The following is a 20,304-nucleotide window of genomic DNA, read 5'->3' on the forward strand; positions in this document are numbered from 1 at the left end:
AGAAACCCGTGGCCTGACCATCCTGCCGCTTGGGAGGCGGCGCCCATCCGCTGGACCCGCCGCCCAGTCCGCGGGGACCGTCCTGTTTTTGATCATACGTCCCGTGATGTCAGGCCCCCGCCCTCGGGCGGGGTGGTCGCGCCCGCACGCCTTCCGCGATCTTCAAAACAGCGAGGAAACAATGACGATCATTCAGCCTTATGGCGTCGCCATCACCCAGGCCATCGCGAGCGGCGACCTGGAGGAAATGAAGCGGGCCAAGGCCCTGGCCGAGGACCATGTGCAACGGTACGGCGACATCCCGACGCTGCTGACGCACCTGAAGGCGGCCATCGCCAAGCTCGAGGCCGGCAAGACGCCCTGATCCCGCCCGTCGGGACAGGCCTTCCCATATCCGCAACAACAACTTATGAGGGATATATCATGAGTCACATCCCGCTCTACGCCGTCGCCGCCACCCAGGCCATCGCCAAGGGCGACCTGGCGCAGCTGAAGAGCCTGCATGCCGAAGCCGAGAAGCATCTGCAGGAGTACGGCGACGTCGCCACCGTTCTGCAGTTGCTGAAGGTGGAAATCGCCAAGGCCGAGGCCGGCAAGCCCTGAATCCAGGCACTTAACCGAGGAGGAGCCCATGTCATCCGTTCACACCCTGTACGGTGTCGCCATCACCGACGCCATCGCCAAGGGCGACCTGGCGGAACTGAAGAAGCTGGCCGCGGAAGCCGAGGCGCATGTGCGGCAGTATGGCGACGTGCCCACCCTGCTGACGCACCTGAAGCTGGAGATCGCCAAGGCCGAGGCGCGCAAGCCCTGAGCCCGGCGCCGTCTTGAGATCGGCCGGCGCCTCCGGGCGCCGGCCGCTTTCCCTTCCGTCAAGGACCCCGCCCATGGACACCAGCACACCCCTCCTGCCGCCGACCGATGGCGACGTTCCCGTCCGTTTCCGCCGGATGGAGGACCACCACAACCTGGTGCCGGTGCATGTGGTGTGGGAGATCACGCTGGCCTGCAATCTGAAGTGCCAGCACTGCGGCTCCCGCGCCGGCCGGCCCCGTGCCGATGAGCTGACCACGGCGGAGGCGCTGGACCTGGTTGACCAGCTGGCGGCCCTCGGCACGCGCGAGATGACCCTGATCGGGGGGAGGCCTATCTGCGCCGCGACTGGATCGACATCGTTCGCCGCTGCCGCGAGCACGGCATGCGCACCGCCATCCAGACCGGCGCCCGTAACCTGACCGACGCCCGCCTGGACCAGGCGGTAGCGGCCGGCCTGCAGGGGTTGGGCGTGTCCATCGACGGCCTGCCGGAGTTGCACGACCGGGTGCGCGGCGTCCCTGGCTCCTACGACCAGGCCATCAGCGCGCTGCGCCGGGCCAAGGCGCGGGGCCTGGACGTGTCGGTCAACACCCAGATCGGGCCGGAGACGCCGGCCCATCTGCCGGACCTGATGGACCGCATCATCGAAGCGGGTGCCACCCATTGGCAGATCCAGCTGACCGTGGCCATGGGCAACGCCGTCGACAACCCCGACCTGCTGTTGCAGCCCTATCAGTTGATTGACGTCATGCCGCTGCTGGCCCGCCTGTACCAGGAGGGGGTGGAGCGCGGGCTGCTGATGATCGTGGGCAACAACATCGGCTATTTCGGCCCCTATGAGCGCATGTGGCGCGGCTATGGTGACGAGACCATGCACTGGACCGGCTGCGCCGCCGGCCAGACCACCATCGGCATCGAGGCCGACGGCACCATCAAGGGCTGCCCCTCGCTGGCCACCTCGCTCTATTCCGCCGGTCATGTGCGCGACATGACGGTGGAGGATATCTGGCGCCATACGGAGCGCATCAGCTTCGGCCGCCTGCGCTCGGTGGAGGAGATGTGGGGCTATTGCCGCACCTGTTATTATGCTGACGCCTGCCGCGCCGGCTGCACCTGGACATCCGAATCGCTGCTGGGCCGCCGGGGCAACAACCCCTACTGCCACCACCGGGTGCTGGATCTGGCCAAGCACGGCCTGCGCGAGCGGGTGGTGAAGGTCAAGGAGGCGCCGCCGGAGAGCTTCGCCATCGGCGAATTCGCCTTGATCACCGAGGCCATCCCTGGCGTGACGGACGCGCGCCCCCTGCCGGCGCGCGACCCGGCCCAGGTGCACATCCACCCCCGCGAACGCGCGGCCGGCGGCGGCACCACCCCGCCGAAGCTGGACGTCTGCCGGGGCTGTGACCAGTACATCTGGCCGCATGAGGAGGCTTGTCCCCACTGCGGGTCCGACGTGGCCGCTGAGGCCGCCCGCCACGCGGAGGACACCGCCCGCCGCCGCGCCCTGATAGAGCAGGCCAAACGCTTCCTGGCGGGCGCGCGGGCGGCCGGTGCGGCGGAGTAGGGATGGATGACTGTCCGGGAACGGCGTCGTCAAACGACGCTATTGTTTATCTTTCGCATATTTCTGAAATATCGACTCGAAGGAACCGCATTGCTTTACCGCGTATTCGCGAAACGCCTCTTTCTCTTTCTCCGAGTCCAATAAGATATCATACATTCCTGGTGCGGTTTTCTGAAGTTCTGTATATTGTGGCAAGGGTCTCTTGAGGATCGTTGTCCAATAAATATCAAAAAACTTTCTACTGCAGGGCCAAAAGGTGGAATAGGCCTTGGCATAAGTCGATCCGGACTCAGTAGATTGGGTTATCTTGATGCCCTGCATGCATTTGGCGCCCATGCGGTACGTTACCGTAATCGACGTTCCTTGGCCCACTTTCTCTCCGCCCCGATACGAAAAGAACGCGACACCGTCCGTCGCTTGCGTGAACTTGAATTCTGGCAAGGCCTTGCTCATGGCCTCGGGGGTCACGCATGCGAACGACGGAAAGGCGCCGAACTTCAATGTCGTTTCAGATTTGAAGAGAACGTCTTCCCATCCGGTGCAATTCTTGTAAGTGGATGAAGAATAATAGATGGTGGGTTGTCCTTCAACGTGTCCCGCTTGATTGATGGCATAGCCTGGAATTTCCATCCTTTGTACGCCTTCCGGCGTCGCGGCATACCAGCCGCCCTCTGCCTTCAGGCGTGAATTTTGCCCACCGGCGCTCTCATGGGAAAATTTGCAACCGGAGCTGTCTAGGTAAGACACCTCGCCGGCTAGATGGATATTCAGAGCCTTCTCGAGATAATTTTTCTCGAGCGGTTGACCTGAATCGGCGATCTCCCGAAGCTTGGTCAGCAGCCAGATACCCTTATCCTGGGCTGGGGGAAGAGGCTTGTCTTCCGCCACCCTGGCCCAGGATGAAGTACTTGCCATCAGTGCAAGGAGCGCCACCGCCAGCAAGGGCAAAAGGTAGCGGCGCATCGCCTCACACCCCCGCCTGCAGGCCCTTCACGAACTCCGACAGGCCCACCTGGCGGCGGCGCACCAGGCGTTCGGCGGTCAGGATGGCGTGGGCCTTGGCGACGGAGCTGTCCACGTCGTTGTTGATGATGACGTAGTCGTACTCGGCCCAGTGGCTCATCTCGTTGGACGCCTTGCTCATGCGCTTGGCGATTTCGGCCTGGCTGTCCTGGGCGCGGCTGGTCAGGCGGCGTTCCAGTTCGCGGGCCGACGGGGGCAGGATGAAGATGCTGACCAGGTCGTCGCGGGCCTTTTCCTTCAGCTGTTGCGTGCCCTGCCAGTCGATGTCGAACAGCACGTCGCGGCCGCCCGCCAGCGCCTGTTCCACCGGCTCGCGCGGGGTGCCGTAGTAGTTGTCGAAGACCTTGGCGTATTCCAGCAGCTTGCCCTGGTTCACCATCAGGTCGAATTCGGTGAGGCTGGTGAAGTGATAGTCCACGCCGGCAACCTCGCCCGGCCGCTTGGCGCGGGTGGTGGCGGAAACCGACATGGTCAGTTCATCATCCTGCTCCAGCAGGCGGCGGGCGATGGTGGTCTTGCCCGCGCCGGACGGCGAGGACAGCACCAGCATCAGGCCGCGGCGGTGCATGTAGGGGGGCAGGGCGGGGGACGGGGTGTCGGCGGTCATGGGCGTACTCACTAGGGGGGGCGTGCTCATTCGATATTCTGGACCTGTTCGCGGAACTGCTCGATCGTGGCCTTCAGCGACAGGCCGATGCGGGTCAGTTCCACGTCGGCGGACTTGGAACAGAGGGTGTTGGCCTCACGGTTGAATTCCTGGCACAGGAAGTCCAGGCGCCGGCCCACGGCGGCGCCCTCGGCCAGCATGTCGCGGGCCTGGGCGATGTGGGCGCGCAGGCGGTCCAGTTCTTCCCGCACATCGGCCTTGGCGATCAGCAGCGCCGCCTCCTGGGCCAGGCGCTCCTCCGGCAGGGCTGGCACGGCCTCCAGCAGGGCCTGCACCTGGGTCTTCAGCTTGTCCCGGAGTGTCGCGGGCTGCAGCGCGGCGGTGCTGGCGGCGGCCTCGGTCAGCGACGCGATCTCATCCAGGTGGCCGGTCAGCACCGCGTGCAGGCGCGCGCCCTCGGCGGCGCGGGCGCTGGCCAGGGCCAGGATGGCCTGGGTCACGGTCTTACCGATGGCAGCCTCCAGTTCCGCCCGCTCCTCCGGCTGTTCCGTCTCCTCGCCCGTGTCGATGACGCCGCGCACGGACAGCAGGGCGTCGAGGCGGGGCGGCGCCGCGCCGGCGCCCTCGATCTCCCGCGCCAATTCCAGCACCTGGGCCAGCAACTCTCGGTTCAGCCGCAGCGGGGCCGTGGTGGCGGTGCGGTTGACGGTCAGGTTCAGGGTGACGTTGCCGCGGCGGATCAGGCGGTTCACCTCCGCGCGGGCCAGGGCCTCGATGGCGTCGAAGCCGGAGGGCTGGCGGGTGCGCAGGTCCAGCGCGCGGCCATTGACGCTCTTCACCTCGACGATCCACGAGGCGCCGCCGGCGGCACCTTCCGCGCGGGCGAAGCCGGTCATGCTGGCGAGGGGGGAAGTCTTGCTCAAAGGGCGGGTCCCCAAGGGAAGGAGGAAGGCGACAGGGACGCAATCTCCGCCGCGCTGCCGGCTGGACCGGCGGCGAGACATGCTGCATCGTCTTGAGGCTAGGGTTATAGCCCGTGGCGGCGGCGACAAACAAGCAAGGCCCGGGGGTGGGCCGGTTGCGGTAAGTGCGTGGCCCCATTGATGATGCGGGCTTAACCACGGGGACAATAGAGGGGGACGGGCGGTGCAGTCGCCGAACAGCATTCTGATCACCGGCGCGTCCAGCGGCATTGGCGAGGCCCTGGCCTTGGCCTATGCGGTACGTGGGCGTCAGCTGTGGCTGACCGGCCGTGATTCGGCGCGGCTGGACGCGGTGGCCGACGCCGCGCGCGCCAAGGGCGCCCGGGTGACGGCGGCCACGCTGGACGTGCTCGACCGCCAGGCCCTGGCCGACTGGATCATCGCCGCCGACAACGGCGTGCCCATCGACCTCGCCATCGCCAACGCCGGCATCTCGGGCGGCACGGGCGGCGGGGATGCCGCCACCTCGGGCGAGACGGAGGAGCAGGCGCGTCGCATCCTGGCCGTGAACATCGAGGGCGTGCTGAACACCATCCACCCCCTGATCCCGCGCATGGTGGCGCGCAAGCGGGGACAGCTGGCGCTGATGTCCTCGCTGGCCGCCTTCCGCGGCATGCCGGGGGCGCCCGCCTACTGTGCTTCCAAGGCGGCGGTGCGGTCATACGGCGAGGGCTTGCGGGGCGAGCTGATGGGCAAGGGGGTGCAGGTCAACGTCATCTGCCCCGGCTTCGTGCGCAGCCGCATGACGGCGGTGAACAGCTTCCCCATGCCCTTCCTGATGGACGCGGACAAGGCTGCGCGCATCGTGGTGGGGGGGCTGGCCGCCAACCGGGCGCGCATCGCCTTCCCCTGGCCCACCTATGCCGTGTCCTGGCTGCTGGGCGTCCTGCCCCCCGGCCTGACCGACGCCCTGCTGGCCCAGGCCCCGCGCAAGGTTTAGGGCGCCAGGCCGGCGACGGCGTCGGCCAACCTGTCCAACTCTGCCTCCGTCGTCAGATAGCTCAGGGACGCGCGGGCGATTTCCGTCAGGCTGCGCGTCGTCATGTCCAGCGGTGTGTAGGGCACGCCGTTGGCGCCCAGGGTCAGGCCCTGGTCCATCAGCCGGGCGCGCACCGCCGAGCCCGCCAGGCCCTCCACCGTGAAGGACACCAGGCCACTGCGGGTTTCGGGATCGCCGATGTCGCGCACGGTGACGCCGGGGATGGCGTCCAGGCGGGCGCGCAGGCCCTGGGCCAGGTGATGGATGCGGGCGCGGATGTGGTCGATGCCTAGTGCCAGCGCTTGCTCCAAAGCGTTGCCCAGGCCCAGCAGCAGGGCCACCGAGGCCTCCGACGCTTCCAGGCGGCGGGCGTCGTCGCGGGGCGACACCGGGCCATGGTCTGCCCCCAAGTGCGTGGCCCAGGGCGAGGACTGCACGTCCAGCCAGGCGGGCGTGACCTTGTCCAGGAAGTCGCGGCGGACATACAGCAGGGCGGTGCCACGGGGCCCGCGCAGGTGCTTGCGTCCCGGCGCCTTCAGCATGTCGCAGCCCAGCGCTCGTACGTCGACGGGGATTTGCCCCACCACCTGGGCGGCGTCGATAACATAGGGAATGCCGGCGGCGCGGGTCACCCGGCCCACCGCCGCCGCGTCATTGACCAGGCCGCCGTTGGCAGCCCCCCAGGTCAGGCTGACCAGGCGCACGCGGTCGTCGATCAGGCCGGCCAGGGCGTCGGCGTCCACCCGGCCGTCCTCCAGGCTGGGAATCACCTCCACCCCGGCGCCGGCGCGGGCGGCCTTGTCGCGCAGGGTGGTCAGGTTGCCGCCCCATTCCTGGCGACCCACCAGAACGCGGTCTCCGCTGTGCAGGGGCGGCAGGCTGGCGATGGCCGTGCCCCACGCGGCGGAGCCGCCGGTGGCGAAGGCGATCTCCTCCGGCGCGGCGTTCAGCAGGGTGGCCGCCGCCGCGCGCGTCCGGGCCACGCCGTCTGCCGCCATGACCGCCGCCTCCATGGGGCCAACGCGGGCCTCCAGTTCCAGGTGGGCGGTGATGGCCGCCAGGGTCTGGCGCGAGGGCAGGCTGGCGCCGGCGTGGTTGAAGTGCACGCGGGAACCAGCGCAACCGGGCGTATCGGCGCGTAGCGCTTCGATCAGGGCGTCGGTCAGGAGGGGCATGGGGATCACTCCGCCAATTCGATGATGGCCTCGACCTCCACCGCCGCGCCGCGCGGCAGGGCGGCGGCGCCGACGGCGGATCGGGCGTGGCGTCCGGCCTCGCCGAACACCGCCACCATCAGGTCCGACGCGCCGTTGGCCACCAGCGGCTGCTGGGTGAAGTCCGGCGCGCTGGCGACGAAGACCGTCAGCTTGGCCACTTGGCGCACCTTGGCCAGATCATCGCCCGCCGCCTTGGCGACGTGGGCGATGACGTTCAGAGCCGCGGCCTGGGCCGCGCGCACGCCATCCTCCACCGCGACCTGGTCCCCCAGCCGGCCCTGGACGCCCGCCGGGTCGATCTGCCCCGCCACGAACAGCAAGGGGCCCACCCGGGTGGTGGAGACATAGTTGGCGGCGGGGCTGGAGGGCTGCGGCAGGGTCAGGCCCAGGGACTGGACCTTTCCGGCGATTGAGATGGGCATGGCGGCGGCATTTCCTTGACTGCGGAATTCAGTAATGTGGCGTCAGGATGCCCGCCGCCAACGCTCGCCGCCAATTCAAAGGTGTACGGGGGAGCGATCAATCTGGCTCATGGGTCGGTCGCGGGCTACAGTGTGGCCCATGCGTCTGTCCCCCATCCTGCCGCCCCTGCCGGCCCTGCGCGCCTTCGAGGCGGCCGGCCGGCTGCTCAGCTTTCGCCAGGCGGGGGAGGAACTGCTGATCACCCAGAGCGCCGTCAGCCACCACATCCGCCAGCTGGAGGACAGCCTGGGCGTGCCCCTGTTCCTCCGCCACGCCCGGGGCGTGACCTTGACGGAGGCGGGCGCCCGGTACCTGGCGGCGGTGCGCCAAGCCTTCGGCCTGATCGCGGAGGCCACGCGCGACGTGCGGGCCCACGCCACGCGCCAGGCGTTGCGCGTCAGCATGGTCCCGTCCTTCGCGGCCAATTGGTTGGTGCCGCGCCTGGACCGCTTTGCCGCCGCCCATCCGGACATCGACCTGATCCTGGACCCCACGCTACGCAAGGTGGACGTGCCGAATGGCGAGGCCGACATCGGCATCCGCTATGGGGCGGGGCCGGAACCCGGTGACGGCTTGGCGGGCCGGTTGCTGCACATGGACCGCCTGGCACCCGTGGCCGCACCCGCCCTTCTGCGGCGCGGGCCGCCGCTCCGGACGCCGGGTGACCTTCTCGCCCATCCGCTGCTGTTCACCATCCGACCGCTGGAATGGCGGGCTTGGGCGGCGGCGGCGGGCGTGGAGTTGCAGGCGGCCCGCACGGTGCAGCTGACCGACTACAACATCGTGCTGCAGGCGGCGGTGGAAGGGCAGGGCGTCGCCATGGGCCGGGCGCTGCTGGTCCAGGATCGCTTGCGGGCCGGCACGCTGGTGTCGCTGTTCCCGGAGGTGGTCGTGGAGACGCCCCAGGTGGCCCACTGGCTGGTCTGGGCGGCGGCGCGGGCGCCGACGCCGGCCATGACGGCCTTCATCGACTGGGTCGTGGCGGCGGTGGCCGATGCCGCCCCGGCCGCCTCTGGCGGCATGCTTGATGTCGGGGGAAACGGTCTCTAGACTGGAAACATAAGTCGTAGCGGTCCTGCGACGATCTTGGGGTGCTCTGTCCACTGCCTGGGCGTCTTGGGGTTGGGTTGGGGAACAGGCTCCTTGGCATCACATGCAGGTGTTCGACCGGATCGTGACGCGGGCGTGGGTGTCGGCGCGGCCAAGCTGCGTACGCTGGAACTTGGCCGTTTCCTTGCCGCGACCATCATCGTCCTGACTCACCTCCTCCTGTGGGTGAACAAGTTGGCGGCCCCTGGCACGGATCCGCTCTTGGGCGGATGGCGGCCCCCCGGGGCGTTCGGCGTGACTTATTTCTTCGTGCTGTCCGGCTTTGTCATGATGACGGCCCATCACGGGGATTGGGGCGACGTCGCCGCCGTGCCGCGCTTCTGGTGGCGGCGGCTGTGCCGCATCTATCCCACTTATTGGTTGGCCTTACTGATCCCGGTTTATTATCTGCACAGCACCGTGGCGCCGACGTCGCTGCCGCAGATGTATCTGCTCTCGCCCTGGCACGATAAGGACTTCATTCCCGCCGCCTGGTCGTTGCGCCATGAGCTGGTGTTCTATTTCTTCTTTGGCTTGGCGCTGATGCCGCGCGTCGGCCGTCCCATCCTGGCCCTGTGGATCGGCGCCACCCTTTGGCGGTGGGTGCCGTGGCCGGCGCTGGACATGCTGCGCCTGCCGCATCCCACCTGGCTCAATCACGTGGTGGAAACCTATTTGGGCGAGCGGCTTTTCAGTTACTTCAATTTTTATTTCATCGCGGGACTGGCCGCCGGCTGGATCTTCCTCAAACGCCGCCCGGGTCACCGGTCCAGCCTGGCCCTGGTGGCGCTGGGCGTGGTGACCATCCTGGCGACGTTGCCGGAGATCGATTGGGGCAGGGACTATGGGACGCCGGCCATGATGATGCGGATGTCCATCCTGTTCGCCGTCACGCTGCTGGGCCTGGCGGCGCTGGAAGGTCATGGCATGCTGCGGCTGGGCCGTTTCGCCGATCGGGCGGGTGCCTTGTCCTATCCCCTCTATATTCTTCACATGCCGCTGCTGCTGGCGCTGGAATTGAACCTGCCGGCGTTCAGTGCGGGCGGGTGGGCCCTGCGCGGGCTGTTCCTCGCCGGCCTCTTACTGCTCTACGCCGCTTCCCTGCTGGTCAGCGTCACGTTCGACCAGCCGATGCAGCGCGCGTTGCGTGCCCTTGGGCGGTATCTGGGGGGATTGAGGGCGCGGCCAGCGACCGATTCCCTTTCCGGGGAGGCGGTGGCGCCGCAGCCCCCCAGCTTCTGACGCGTCGCGCCTCAGTCCCGCGTATAGCCCCACACCGCCGCCGGCGGAATGTTGGAAACAGCCCAGCCCAGGCGCTTGCCCGACAGGTGCAGGGCCTGGCGGCGCAGGGGGGAGCGCAGGGAATAGGTGAAGGACAGGAATTGCCGGCCCTTGGGCATGACGGCATAGGCCTCATCCATGATAAGGCGCTGCGCTTCCGCCGGGATCAGGATCATGGGGATGCCGCAGACGATGGTTCCGACCTTGCCCACCCATTGCGGGGGTAGCAGGCTGCGCACGTCCTTCACATCGCCCAGCAGCACGGTGACGCCGGGGAACTTGGCCGTCATGTAGGCGTGCAGTTCCTTGTCCCGCTCGATGACGAACAGGCGCGAGGCGGGGATGCCGGAGTCCAGCAGGGCCTTGGTGATGGCGCCCGTGCCGCCACCATACTCCACCACGATCTCATCCGCCTCGCGCCGCACGTGGCGGGCCATCAGGCGACCCAGCGACGGTGCCGAGGGGGTGATGGAGGCGATGGAGACGGGGTTGGCGGCCCAGCGGCGGAAGAACAGCCAGGCGGGATTCTCATTGGCCGGGCTCTGCGCCCGGGGGGAATGGCCGCGCGGATGGCAGCTCTTGGCGGAACCCCGGGCGGCGAACTTCTTGCCGTTCAAGGTCGTCTCGGCGCGGTCGGTCGGCATGATTCAGGCGTTCCTCAGCATCGGCATTCCAGCGGCGGTGCGCCCAAACCGGGGCGTCAAGGCTCTGTTCAGGTCGGTACTCGGGGGGCCCAGGCCCCCGAAACGGTCGCGTGCACGGAACATAGGGGCAGAGATGGCACGCACCGCCCCGATTTGCAATGACGGGTGTGTTACACCCCCGTTTCCGTTACGCAATTCCGGATTAGACTTTAGGGGCGGGGTGCGGCGGTGGGGCGCAGGGCACGGGCGCTGGGCGGCGTCGTGTGTTGGCTCATGCCCCTGCCGCCATCGCTTCCTCCAGCTGTTCCGACAGGGTCAGCCAGGCTTCTTCGGCGGCGTCCAGGTCCTTCTGCACCTGGCCCAGCTCGATCTGCAGCTTGGTCACAGCCTCCTTCGGGCCCTGGTACAGGGCGGGGTCGGCCAGCTTCTCATCCAGCTTGGCCTTCTTGGTGCCCAGCTGGCCCATGCGCTTTTCCGCGTCCTCCACCTTGCGGCGCAGGGGGGCCAATTGCTGGCGCAGCTCGGCGGCGGCCCGTCGCTCTTCCTTGCGGTCGCGGCCGGCGGCGGGGGTGACGTCGCGTGAGGCGCTGTCGCTGCGCCGCTGGTCCAGCAGCCAGGCGCGGTATTCGTCCAGGTCGCCGTCATAGGGCTTGCACGTGCCGTCGGCCACCAGCCACAGCCGGTCGGCCGTCAACTCCACCAGATGGGGGTCGTGGCTGATGAGGATGACGGCACCCTGATAGCCGTTAATGGCCTCCACCAGGGCCTCGCGGCTGTCGATGTCCAGGTGGTTGGTCGGCTCGTCCAGCAGCAGGATGCCCGGCGCCTCGCGGCTCATCAGCGCGAACAGCAGCCGCGCCTTTTCCCCACCCGACAGGTCGCGGATCAGGGTGTCGGCCTTCACCTGGGGGAAGCCGAAGCGGCCCAGGTGGTTGCGCACCTGCTGCTCGGTGGTGCCCTTCATGGCGGCTTGGGTCTGCTGCACCGGCGTCCAGGCCAGGTTCAGCTCTTCCGCCTGGTGCTGGGCGAAGTAGCCGACCTTCAGCTTGGAGGATCGGCGGACCTCGCCGCCCATCGGGGCCAGCCGCCCGGCCAGCATCTTCACCAGCGTGGACTTGCCGTTGCCGTTGGCGCCCAGCAGCGCGATGCGGTCCTCAGGATCGATGCGCAGGTTCAGGTTGCGCAGGATGGCCTTGTCGCCGTAGCCGACGACGGCGCCGTCCATGTTGATCAGCGGCGGCGACAACTCCTCGGGCGAGGGGAAGTCGAACCGGGTGCGGTGTTCCTCCAGCACGGTGATGGCCGGGCCCAGCTTCTCCAGCGCCTTCAGGCGGCTTTGCGCCTGCTTGGCCTTGGTGGCCTTGGCGCGGAAGCGGTCCACGAAGTCCTGCATGTGTTTGCGCTGGGCTTCCTGCTTGGCCGACTGCGCTTTCAGGTTCTCCAGCTTGGCGGCGCGCACGGTGACGAACTGGTCATAGCCGCCGCTGTAGGCGGTCAGCTTCTGCTGGTCCAAATGGATGGTCGTGGTGGGAACCTTGTTCAACAGCTCCCGGTCATGGCTGATCAGCAGGATGGTGTGGGGGTAGTTCTTGAGATAGCTCTCCAGCCACACCGTGGCTTCCAGGTCCAGATGGTTGGTCGGCTCGTCCAGCAGCAGCAGGTCGGGCTGGGTGAACAGCACGCCGGCCAGCGCCACGCGCATGCGCCATCCGCCGGAGAAGTCGGCGCACGGCCGTTGCTGCGCCGCCGCGTCGAAACCCAGGCCGGACAGGATCTGCGCCGCCCGCGCCTCCGCCGAATGGGCGCCGATGTCGGCCAGGCGGGTATGCACCTCCGCGATGCGGGTGGGATCGGTGGCGGTCTCGGCCTCCGCCAGCAGGGCGGTGCGTTCGGTGTCCGCCGCCATGACCGTGTCCAGCAGGCTGGTGGCGCCGGCCGGCACCTCCTGCCGCACCATGCCCATGCGCACGCCGCCGGGCAGGGTGATCTCCCCGCCGTCGGGGTGCAGCTCACCCGCGATCAGCTTGAACAGGGTGGACTTGCCCGTGCCGTTGCGCCCCACCAGCGCCACCTTGTGGCCCTTGGGCACGACGACGGAGGCCTGGTCCAGAAGGGTGCGGCCGGCGATGCGGTAGGTCAGGTCGGTGATGGTCAGCATGGCGGCCCTCTTAGCATGAGGCGCGCCGGAAGGCACTGCTCAGCTTAGCCGGTCAGGTCTCAGAAAGGCGAACTGTACAGTACGTATATAATGTACCTAATATACATCATGAGATATCAAGGAGCTGTGTTTATGGTCGCCAGGCGATCGAGCATCGAAGCCTTGCCCCGGCGCAACGCCACCCAAGTGCGCAGTCGCTGGGCAGAGGTGGCGCGGGAAGTGCAGGTCAGCGGCAGCGTGGCCATCACCAACCATGACCGGGTGGAAATGGTGTTGGTTTCGGCTGAGGAATACGAACGGCTGGCGACCAAGGCCGCTGGCGGTCTGGCGCAACAGCAGGCTACCCTGGATCGGTTGGTGGCACAGTTCGATGCGGAATTGGCCACGCTGCGGGAGCCCGGGGCCAGGGATCGGCTTGAGGACATGCTGGCTTCCAAAGGCCAGGGTGGGCCTCGACCGAAGGCGGGCTATTCATATTGAGCGACCCCAGGCCCTTCATTGTGGTGCTGGCGGGGGTGAACGGCGCCGGCAAAAGCTCTGTCGGTGGTACGATCTTGGCGACCCACGGCCTATCATTCTTTAACCCGGACACGATGGCCCGTCGAATAGTCGCACAAACCGGGATGGGGGCCGAGGCTGCGGATGTGCGAGCCGGGCGCCAGGGCTTGAGCAATCTCCGTCAGGCTATCGCTGATGGAACCAGCTACGCGTTCGAGACCACGCTGAGCGGAAACGCCATTCCTTCCCTATTGCTGAAGGCGGCGGCCACGCATCGGATCATCATGCTGTATTGTGGATTGGAAACGGTGGAGCTGCATCTGCGGCGGGTCGCTCAGCGCGTGGCCTTCGGTGGGCATGCCATCCCGGAAGCTAAGATACGGGAACGCTGGGTCACCTCCCGCGCCAATCTGGTCCGTATCCTGCCGGTGATCAGTCACCTTCAGCTTTTCGACAATAGTTTTACTGTCGGGGCGGGTGACGACATCCCGCCGGCGCGATTGGTCCTGGAGATGCGGGACCGTGAAGTTTTTGTGCCATCGGCCGGGGACTGGGCTGCGCTGGCGTCCATTCCAAACTGGGCAAAGCCCATTTTCCAGGCGGCGCGCGACCTGGCGAAGGGGCCGGGTGGTGCCGAAAAGGCCTGACGGGTGCGCATCGCGGGCAGAGCGACGCCTGTTGCGGCCCCGCGTGCGCCCGTATATAACGCCGCCACTTTCGAGATTCCTCGTATCAAATCCCAGGAGATCCGGCTATGGCCGTCGAACAGACCTTCTCGATCATTAAGCCCGACGCCACCCGTCGCAACCTGACCGGCAAGATCAACGCCAAGTTCGAGGAAGCCGGCCTGCGCATCGTCGCGCAGAAGCGCATCCAGATGACCAAGCAGCAGGCCGAGAAGTTCTACGAAGTGCACGCCGCCCGCCCGTTCTACGGCGACCTGGTGTCCTTCATGACCTCCGGCCCGGTGGTGGTGCAGGTCCTGGAAGGTGAGAACGCCGTGGCCCGCAACCGCGAGATCATGGGCGCCACCAACCCGGCCAACGCCGACGCCGGAACCATCCGCAAGGAATTCGCGGAATTGATCGAAGCCAACTCCGTCCACGGTTCCGACAGCCTGGAGAACGCGAAGATCGAGATCGCCTACTTCTTCGCCGGCACCGAGATCGTCGGCTGACCGCCGACGTCACGGATGACGATCTAGGGAAAGCGGCCTCGGGCGGATACCCCGGGGCCGCTTTTCTTTTGGCCGCAGGTGGACCGCCGTGGTGGGACAGGTGGCGGCGACCGGCGGTTTAGGGGATTGGAATCGGCGGAATTTTGCCATTAAATTGGGCAGTGATGGGCGCTGGCGCGGCTTTGCGCATTTTTCTGGCCGTGCAGTCAAAAAAATCCTGACCAAATGGTCAAATTCGTGTCACTCTCCATCCCATAAATTACGGGCTATGGAATATGGGCATGCCTGGCCGGCGGGGGCTGGGCGCTTCCTGGGAGAGCGGCTTTGGCACAGCGTCACGACGGCTTCGGCGTCCACCCTTCCGTTCCTTTCGCGGCCCCCGACGGCCGGGGCACCGGTGGCGTTCCGAACAACATGGACGCCTTCTGGATGCCGTTCACGGCCAACCGCCAGTTCAAGAAGGCGCCACGCCTGTTCGTGGGTGCCAAGGACATGCACTACACCACCGACGACGGGCGCCAGGTGCTGGACGGCACCGCCGGCCTGTGGTGCGTGAACGCCGGCCATTGCCGGCCCGAGATCGTTCAGGCGGTGCAGGCCCAGGTGGCGGCCATGGACTACGCCCCCGCCTTCCAGATGGGCCATCCCGGCGCCTTCGAGCTGGCGGCGCAGCTGGCGGCCCTGCTGCCCACCGGCATGGACAAGGTGTTCTTCACCAATTCCGGTTCCGAATCCGTGGACACGGCGCTGAAGGTGGCGCTCGCCTACCACCGCGCCCGGGGGAGGGGACGCGCACCCGCTTCATCGGGCGCGAACGCGGCTACCACGGCGTGGGCTTCGGCGGTATCTCCGTCGGCGGCATCGTCACCAACCGCAAGTTCTTCGGGCCTATGCTGGCCGGTGTCGACCATCTGCCGCACACCCATGACAAGGCACACCAGGCCTTCACCAAGGGCCAGCCGGAATGGGGCGCGCATCTGGCGGATGAGCTGGAGCGCATCGTCACCCTGCACGACGCCTCCACCATCGCCGCCGTGATCGTGGAGCCGGTGGCGGGGTCCACCGGCGTGCTGCTGCCGCCCAAGGGCTACCTGGAAAAGCTGCGGGCCATCTGCGACCGCCACGGCATCCTGCTGATCTTCGATGAGGTCATCACCGGCTTCGGCCGCCTGGGCGCGCCCTTCGCCACCGATTATTTCGGCGTGGTGCCGGACATCATCACCGCGGCCAAGGGCCTGACCAACGCCACGGTCCCCATGGGCGCGGTGTTCTTCAAGAATGAAATCTACGACGCCTTCATGACCGGGCCGGAGAACGCCATCGAGCTGTTCCACGGCTACACCTATTCCGGCCACCCGCTGGCCACCGCCGCTGGACTGGCCACCCTCAAGATTTACAAGGAAGAAGGACTGCTGACCCGGGGGGCGGAGCTGGCGTCCTACTGGCAGGAGGCGGCGCACAGCCTGCGTGGTCTGCCTCATGTTATCGACGTACGCAACCTGGGCCTGATCGCCGGCATCGAGCTGGAGCCCATCGCCGGCAAGCCCACGGCACGCGCCTTCGACGCCTTCCTGCGGGCCTTCGAGAAGGGCCTGTTGATCCGCACCACCGGCGACATCATCGCGCTGTCGCCGCCGCTGATCATCGAGAAAAGCCACATCGACCAAATCTTCGGCACGCTGGCCGAGGTGCTGCGCGAACTGCCGTGAGGATTGGCAATCCAAAGGGGCAGAATGGCTCGGCAGAAAATAAAGATCGAAAAAATAAAACGAACAAAGGCATACGCCTGCGACACGCGTGCCTCTGAACAGGACCACCGGGAACGTACGACCGTCCCGGCGGTGGCCCAGTAAAGGGCGGGAAAGGACGGGAGCAGTAGATGAGTGGCGTAAACGGGGCCGCCCACAGTAACCAGCTTAGCCTGGAGCGGGACTTGGTCTCCCCCTTCACCGCCTTGCAGGCCATGGCGGAGAGCAGCCGGTGTCTCTATTGTTACGAGGCGGCCTGTGTTACGGCCTGCCCCACCGCGATCGACATTCCGGGCTTCATCCGCAAGATCGGCACCGGCAATGTCAAGGGGGCGGCCCGCACCATCCTGGACGCCAACATCATGGGCGGCACCTGCGCCCGCGCCTGCCCGACGGAGGTGCTGTGCGAACAGGCCTGCGTGCGCAACAAGGCGGAGGCGGAACCGGTGCTGATCGGCAGGCTGCAACGCTATGCCACTGACGTACTGTTCAAGGCGGGCGTGCAGCCCTTCACGCGGCAGGCGCCGACCGGCAAGCATGTCGCGGTGGTGGGCGGCGGCCCGGCCGGCCTCGCCTGCGCCCACCGGCTGGCCTTGCTGGGGCACGAGGTCACGGTGTTCGAGGCCCGCGCCAAGGCCGGCGGCCTGAACGAATATGGCCTGGCCGCCTACAAGATGGTCGACGATTTCGCCCAGCGCGAGGTGGACTTCATCCTGTCCCTGGGCGGCATCACGGTGAAGACGGGCATGGCCCTGGGCCGTGACGTCACGCTGGCCCAACTGCGCCAGGACCATGACGCCGTGTTCCTGGGCCTTGGTTTGGCGGGCATCAACACCTTGGGCGTGGCCGGCGAGGATTTGGCCGGTGTGGCCGACGCGGTGGACGTCATCGCCGCGCTGCGTCAGCGGGCCGCCCCGCCGGTGGCCCTGGCCGGCCCCCTGGCTGGGCGCCGGGTGGTGGTCATCGGTGGGGGCAACACGGCGGTGGACGCCGCCATCCAGTCGCTGTGCGCCGGGGCGGCGGAGGTCACCATGGCTTACCGCCGGGGCACGGCCGAGATGGGCGCCACCGGGCATGAGCAGGATCTGGCCCGCACCCAGGGAGTGGTCCTGCGCACCTGGCTGGCGCCGCGCGAGATCCTGGGAACCGGCGGCGCCGTCAGCGGCATCGTGCTGGAACACATGGCGATGAATGCCGGCCGCTTGGTTGGCACCGGCGAGACGGTGACCGTCCCCTGCGACGTCGTGCTGAAGGCCGTGGGTCAGAAGCTGACGCCCGGCGGACTGGACGGCCTGGCCCTGGCGGGCGGCCGCATCCAGGTGGACGAGACCCTGGCCACCAGCCTGCCCGGCGTCTATGCCGGCGGCGATTGCATCAAAAGCGGCGAGGATCTGACCGTGCAGTCCGTGGCGGACGGCAAGGCGGCGGCCTTCGCCATCGACGCTTACCTCAAGGCTTGAGCAGGGGAGGGACGACCCATGGCCGATCTTCGCGGCACCATCGCCGGCATCAAATCGCCCAACCCGTTCTGGCTGGCATCCGCCCCGCCCACGGACAAGGAATACAACGTCGTCCGGGCCTTCAAGGCCGGTTGGGGCGGTGTGGTGTGGAAGACCCTGGGCGAGGACCCGCCCGTGGTCAACGTCAGCAGCCGCTACGGCGCCCTGCTGGACAGCAACCGCACCATGATCGGCTTCAACAACATCGAGTTGATCACCGACCGCCCGCTGGAGGTCAACCTGCGGGAAATCGCGGCGGTGAAGAAGGCCTGGCCCGACCGTGCCGTCATCGTCTCCCTCATGGCGGTGATGACGGAGGAGGCGTGGGCCGGCCTGGCCCGGCGCATCGAGCCCACGGGCGCCGACGGCCTGGAGCTGAACTTCGGCTGTCCCCATGGCATGTGTGAGCGCGGCATGGGTTCCGCCATCGGCCAGGTGCCGGAAATGGTGGAGCAGGTGACCCGCTGGGTGAAGAACGCCACCCGCCTGCCGGTGATCGTGAAGCTGACGCCCAACATCACCAACGTCCTGTGGTCGGCTGAGGCGGCCAAGCGCGGCGGGGCCGATGCCGTGTCGCTGATCAACACCATCAACTCCATCGCCTCCATCGACCTGGACGCCATGGCGCCCACCCCCACCGTGGGCGGCAAGGGTACCCACGGCGGATACTGCGGCCCGGCGGTGAAGCCCATTGCGCTGAACATGGTGGCGGAGATCGCGCGAAATCCGGACACGCGGGGCCTGCCCATCTCCGGCATCGGCGGCATCGGCACCTGGCGCGACGCGGCGGAGTTCCTGGCCCTGGGCTGCGGTTCCGTCCAGGTCTGCACCGCCGCCATGACCTACGGCTTCCGCATCGTCGAGGACATGATCGACGGCCTGTCGGCCTGGATGGATGAGAAGGGCTACCGCACCCTGGCCGATTTCCAGGGCCGCGCCGTGCCCAACGTCGTCAACTGGAACGACCTGAACATGAATTTCGTCACCAAGGCGAAGATCGACCAGGATTTGTGCATCGACTGCGGCCGCTGCCACATCGCGTGCGAGGACACCTCGCACCAGGCCATCCGCATCCTGCCCGGCGACGGGAAACGCCTGTTCGAGGTGGTGGATGAGGAATGCGTGGGCTGCAACCTGTGCGCCCATGTCTGCCCCGTGCCGGACTGCATCACCATGCATGAGCAGGAGACGGGCCGTCCCTACCTGACTTGGCCGGAGCATCCGCAGAACCCCGCCCGCGTCCTGCCGCCAAAAGCCGCCGAATAAGCTGGAGCGTTTGCGATATGAGCACGGAAGCAAAATTCGGAACGAACGTCGCCATCAACGGCAGCCGCCTGTGGGACAGCCTGATGGAGATGGCCAAGATCGGCGCGACGCCCAAGGGCGGCGTCTGCCGCCTGGCCCTGACGGACCTGGACAAGCAGAGCCGCGACCTGTTCGTGCGCTGGTGTGAGGATGCCGGCTGCACCATCACGGTGGACGCCATCGGCAACATCTTCGCCCGCCGCCCTGGCCGCAACAACGCGTTGCCGCCCATCCTGATGGGCAGCCATCTCGACAGCCAGCCCACGGGCGGCAAGTTCGACGGCGTCTATGGCGTCCTGGCCGGGCTGGAGGTGGTGCGCACCCTGAACGACCTGAACTACCAGACCGAGGCGCCCATCGAGGTCGTGGCCTGGACCAATGAGGAAGGGTCCCGTTTCGCGCCGGCCATGGTGGCGTCGGGCGTTTTCGCCGGCACCTTCGACCTGGAGTACGGCCTATCGCGCAAGGACCTGGACGGCAAGACCATGGGGGAGGAGCTGGCGCGCATCGGCTACGCCGGCGACGCTCCCATTCGCGGCCGCGATCTGGGCGCCTATTTCGAGGCGCATATCGAGCAGGGGCCCATCCTGGAGGCGGAGGACAAGACCATTGGCGTGGTCACCGACTGCCAGGGCCAGCGCTGGTATGAGATCACCTTCACGGGCCAGGAGGCCCACGCCGGCCCCACGCCCATGAGCCGCCGGCGCGATGCCCTGCTGGGCGCCGCGCGCGTGGTGGACGCGGTCAACCGCATTGGCCTGGAACACGCCCCTCTGGCCTGCGCCACCGTGGGCCTGATGCAGATCCACCCCAATTCCCGCAACGTCATCCCCGGCCGGGTGTTCTTCACCGTCGACTTCCGCCACCCGGACGATGCCGTGCTGGCGGAGATGGACGCCAAGCTGCGTAACGCCGTTACACGAGTTGCCCAGGAGATCGGCCTGGAAACGGAATTCGAGCAGATTTGGTACTATGCCCCGGTGAAGTTCGATGCGGGTTGCGTCGATGCCGTGCGCGGTGCCGTGGCGGAATTGGGCTACAGCAACCGTGACATGGTGTCCGGGGCGGGGCACGACGCCTGCTATCTCGCCCGTGTGACCCCGACATCAATGATCTTCATTCCTTGTGTGGACGGCATCAGCCATAACGAGATCGAGCACGCGCATCCTGAATGGTGTGAGGCTGGATGCAATGTTCTGTTGCGGGCCGTGGTGGCAAAGGCCGACGCCACCTGACCCGCGTTCCAGGCAATGG

General features: G+C 67.3%; 19 protein-coding genes and 2 pseudogenes. 14 read left to right on the plus strand and 7 right to left on the minus strand.

All coding sequences use genetic code 11. The annotated features are described in order from the left end of the window. The first annotated feature begins 181 nt into the window (after positions 1 to 181). The 4 genes and pseudogenes from UAA55_RS16145 (at position 182) to UAA55_RS16160 (ending at position 2,380) form a co-directional block, all read left to right on the plus strand. Positions 182 to 364, plus strand: coding sequence for a DUF1843 domain-containing protein (locus UAA55_RS16145; RefSeq protein WP_040847170.1), 183 nt, complete (start codon positions 182 to 184; stop codon positions 362 to 364). A gap of 59 nt (positions 365 to 423) precedes the next feature. Continuing rightward, positions 424 to 603, plus strand: coding sequence for a DUF1843 domain-containing protein (locus tag UAA55_RS16150; RefSeq protein ID WP_322953991.1), 180 nt, complete (start codon positions 424 to 426; stop codon positions 601 to 603). A gap of 28 nt (positions 604 to 631) precedes the next feature. Next, the gene (locus UAA55_RS16155; RefSeq protein WP_322953992.1) at positions 632 to 814 is read left to right on the plus strand and encodes a DUF1843 domain-containing protein; all 183 of its coding nucleotides are present in this window, start codon (positions 632 to 634) and stop codon (positions 812 to 814) included. A gap of 136 nt (positions 815 to 950) precedes the next feature. After that, a pseudogene (locus tag UAA55_RS16160) lies at positions 951 to 2,380 on the plus strand (GDL motif peptide-associated radical SAM/SPASM maturase). A gap of 39 nt (positions 2,381 to 2,419) precedes the next feature. Here the strand turns inward: UAA55_RS16160 and UAA55_RS16165 are convergent. Genes UAA55_RS16165 through UAA55_RS16175 form a run of 3 tightly spaced genes read right to left on the minus strand, consistent with a single transcriptional unit; the run spans position 2,420 to position 4,906 of the window. After that, positions 2,420 to 3,343: a hypothetical protein gene (locus UAA55_RS16165; RefSeq protein ID WP_322953993.1), complete on the minus strand. Its 924-nt coding sequence runs from the start codon at positions 3,341 to 3,343 to the stop codon at positions 2,420 to 2,422. A 4-nt stretch (positions 3,344 to 3,347) separates the two neighbouring features. Beyond that, a complete protein-coding gene (gmk, locus tag UAA55_RS16170; RefSeq protein WP_088873152.1) occupies positions 3,348 to 4,010 on the minus strand; it encodes a guanylate kinase in 663 nt (220 codons plus the stop codon). A 26-nt stretch (positions 4,011 to 4,036) separates the two neighbouring features. Next, positions 4,037 to 4,906 carry a YicC/YloC family endoribonuclease gene (locus UAA55_RS16175; protein ID WP_322954473.1) on the minus strand — a complete coding sequence of 290 codons (870 nt, stop codon included), beginning with the start codon at positions 4,904 to 4,906 and terminating at the stop codon, positions 4,037 to 4,039. Between the two features lie 250 nt (positions 4,907 to 5,156). Here UAA55_RS16175 and UAA55_RS16180 point away from each other — a divergent pair, with 250 nt between their 5' ends. Then, entirely contained in the window at positions 5,157 to 5,933 is a 777-nt protein-coding gene (locus UAA55_RS16180; RefSeq protein ID WP_322953995.1) for an SDR family NAD(P)-dependent oxidoreductase, read from the plus strand. Here UAA55_RS16180 and UAA55_RS16185 read toward each other — a convergent pair. Both UAA55_RS16185 and UAA55_RS16190 read right to left on the minus strand, forming a co-directional pair. Next, complete coding sequence (locus tag UAA55_RS16185) at positions 5,930 to 7,147, minus strand: aminotransferase class V-fold PLP-dependent enzyme (protein ID WP_322953996.1); 1,218 nt, start codon at positions 7,145 to 7,147, stop codon at positions 5,930 to 5,932. The two genes, UAA55_RS16180 and UAA55_RS16185, sit on opposite strands and share 4 nt — an antisense overlap. 5 nt (positions 7,148 to 7,152) lie before the next feature. After that, a complete protein-coding gene (locus UAA55_RS16190) occupies positions 7,153 to 7,611 on the minus strand; it encodes a RidA family protein (RefSeq protein WP_322953998.1) in 459 nt (152 codons plus the stop codon). A 139-nt stretch (positions 7,612 to 7,750) separates the two neighbouring features. Here UAA55_RS16190 and gcvA point away from each other — a divergent pair, with 139 nt between their 5' ends. Continuing rightward, positions 7,751 to 8,701, plus strand: coding sequence for a transcriptional regulator GcvA (gene gcvA / locus UAA55_RS16195; RefSeq protein WP_322954000.1), 951 nt, complete (start codon positions 7,751 to 7,753; stop codon positions 8,699 to 8,701). Between the two features lie 225 nt (positions 8,702 to 8,926). Continuing rightward, positions 8,927 to 9,982, plus strand: coding sequence for an acyltransferase family protein (locus UAA55_RS16200; protein ID WP_322954474.1), 1,056 nt, complete (start codon positions 8,927 to 8,929; stop codon positions 9,980 to 9,982). Positions 9,983 to 9,993: 11 nt separating this feature from the next. Here the strand turns inward: UAA55_RS16200 and UAA55_RS16205 are convergent, their stop codons facing one another. Together UAA55_RS16205 and UAA55_RS16210 are read right to left on the minus strand one after the other, a co-directional pair. Then, positions 9,994 to 10,665, minus strand: a complete 672-nt coding sequence (locus UAA55_RS16205) for a class I SAM-dependent methyltransferase (protein ID WP_322954001.1) — start codon at positions 10,663 to 10,665, stop codon at positions 9,994 to 9,996. Between the two features lie 271 nt (positions 10,666 to 10,936). Next, positions 10,937 to 12,823, minus strand: coding sequence for an ABC-F family ATP-binding cassette domain-containing protein (locus UAA55_RS16210; RefSeq protein ID WP_145610177.1), 1,887 nt, complete (start codon positions 12,821 to 12,823; stop codon positions 10,937 to 10,939). A 132-nt stretch (positions 12,824 to 12,955) separates the two neighbouring features. Between UAA55_RS16210 and UAA55_RS16215 the strand changes: the two genes are divergently transcribed. From UAA55_RS16215 to UAA55_RS16245, 7 genes and pseudogenes are all read left to right on the plus strand, one after another. Then, a complete protein-coding gene (locus tag UAA55_RS16215; protein WP_322954003.1) occupies positions 12,956 to 13,303 on the plus strand; it encodes a type II toxin-antitoxin system Phd/YefM family antitoxin in 348 nt (115 codons plus the stop codon). Beyond that, entirely contained in the window at positions 13,300 to 13,968 is a 669-nt protein-coding gene (locus UAA55_RS16220) for an AAA family ATPase (protein ID WP_322954004.1), read from the plus strand. Before UAA55_RS16215 ends, UAA55_RS16220 begins: the two co-directional genes overlap by 4 nt. A gap of 107 nt (positions 13,969 to 14,075) precedes the next feature. Next, positions 14,076 to 14,498 carry a nucleoside-diphosphate kinase gene (gene ndk, locus UAA55_RS16225; protein ID WP_322954005.1) on the plus strand — a complete coding sequence of 141 codons (423 nt, stop codon included), beginning with the start codon at positions 14,076 to 14,078 and terminating at the stop codon, positions 14,496 to 14,498. Positions 14,499 to 14,927: 429 nt separating this feature from the next. Next, positions 14,928 to 16,207: pseudogene (gene aptA, locus UAA55_RS16230) on the plus strand (omega-aminotransferase AptA). A gap of 170 nt (positions 16,208 to 16,377) precedes the next feature. Then, positions 16,378 to 17,706 (plus strand): NAD(P)-dependent oxidoreductase, encoded by a 1,329-nt coding sequence (locus UAA55_RS16235; RefSeq protein WP_322954007.1) that lies wholly within the window; start codon positions 16,378 to 16,380, stop codon positions 17,704 to 17,706. A gap of 18 nt (positions 17,707 to 17,724) precedes the next feature. Further along, positions 17,725 to 19,011: an NAD-dependent dihydropyrimidine dehydrogenase subunit PreA gene (gene preA / locus UAA55_RS16240; protein WP_322954008.1), complete on the plus strand. Its 1,287-nt coding sequence runs from the start codon at positions 17,725 to 17,727 to the stop codon at positions 19,009 to 19,011. A gap of 17 nt (positions 19,012 to 19,028) precedes the next feature. Next, positions 19,029 to 20,285: a Zn-dependent hydrolase gene (locus tag UAA55_RS16245; protein ID WP_322954010.1), complete on the plus strand. Its 1,257-nt coding sequence runs from the start codon at positions 19,029 to 19,031 to the stop codon at positions 20,283 to 20,285. Positions 20,286 to 20,304: the final 19 nt, after the last annotated feature.

The organism is Nitrospirillum guanabarense (assembly GCF_034653355.1).
Taxonomy (GTDB): Bacteria; Pseudomonadota; Alphaproteobacteria; order Azospirillales; family Azospirillaceae; genus Nitrospirillum.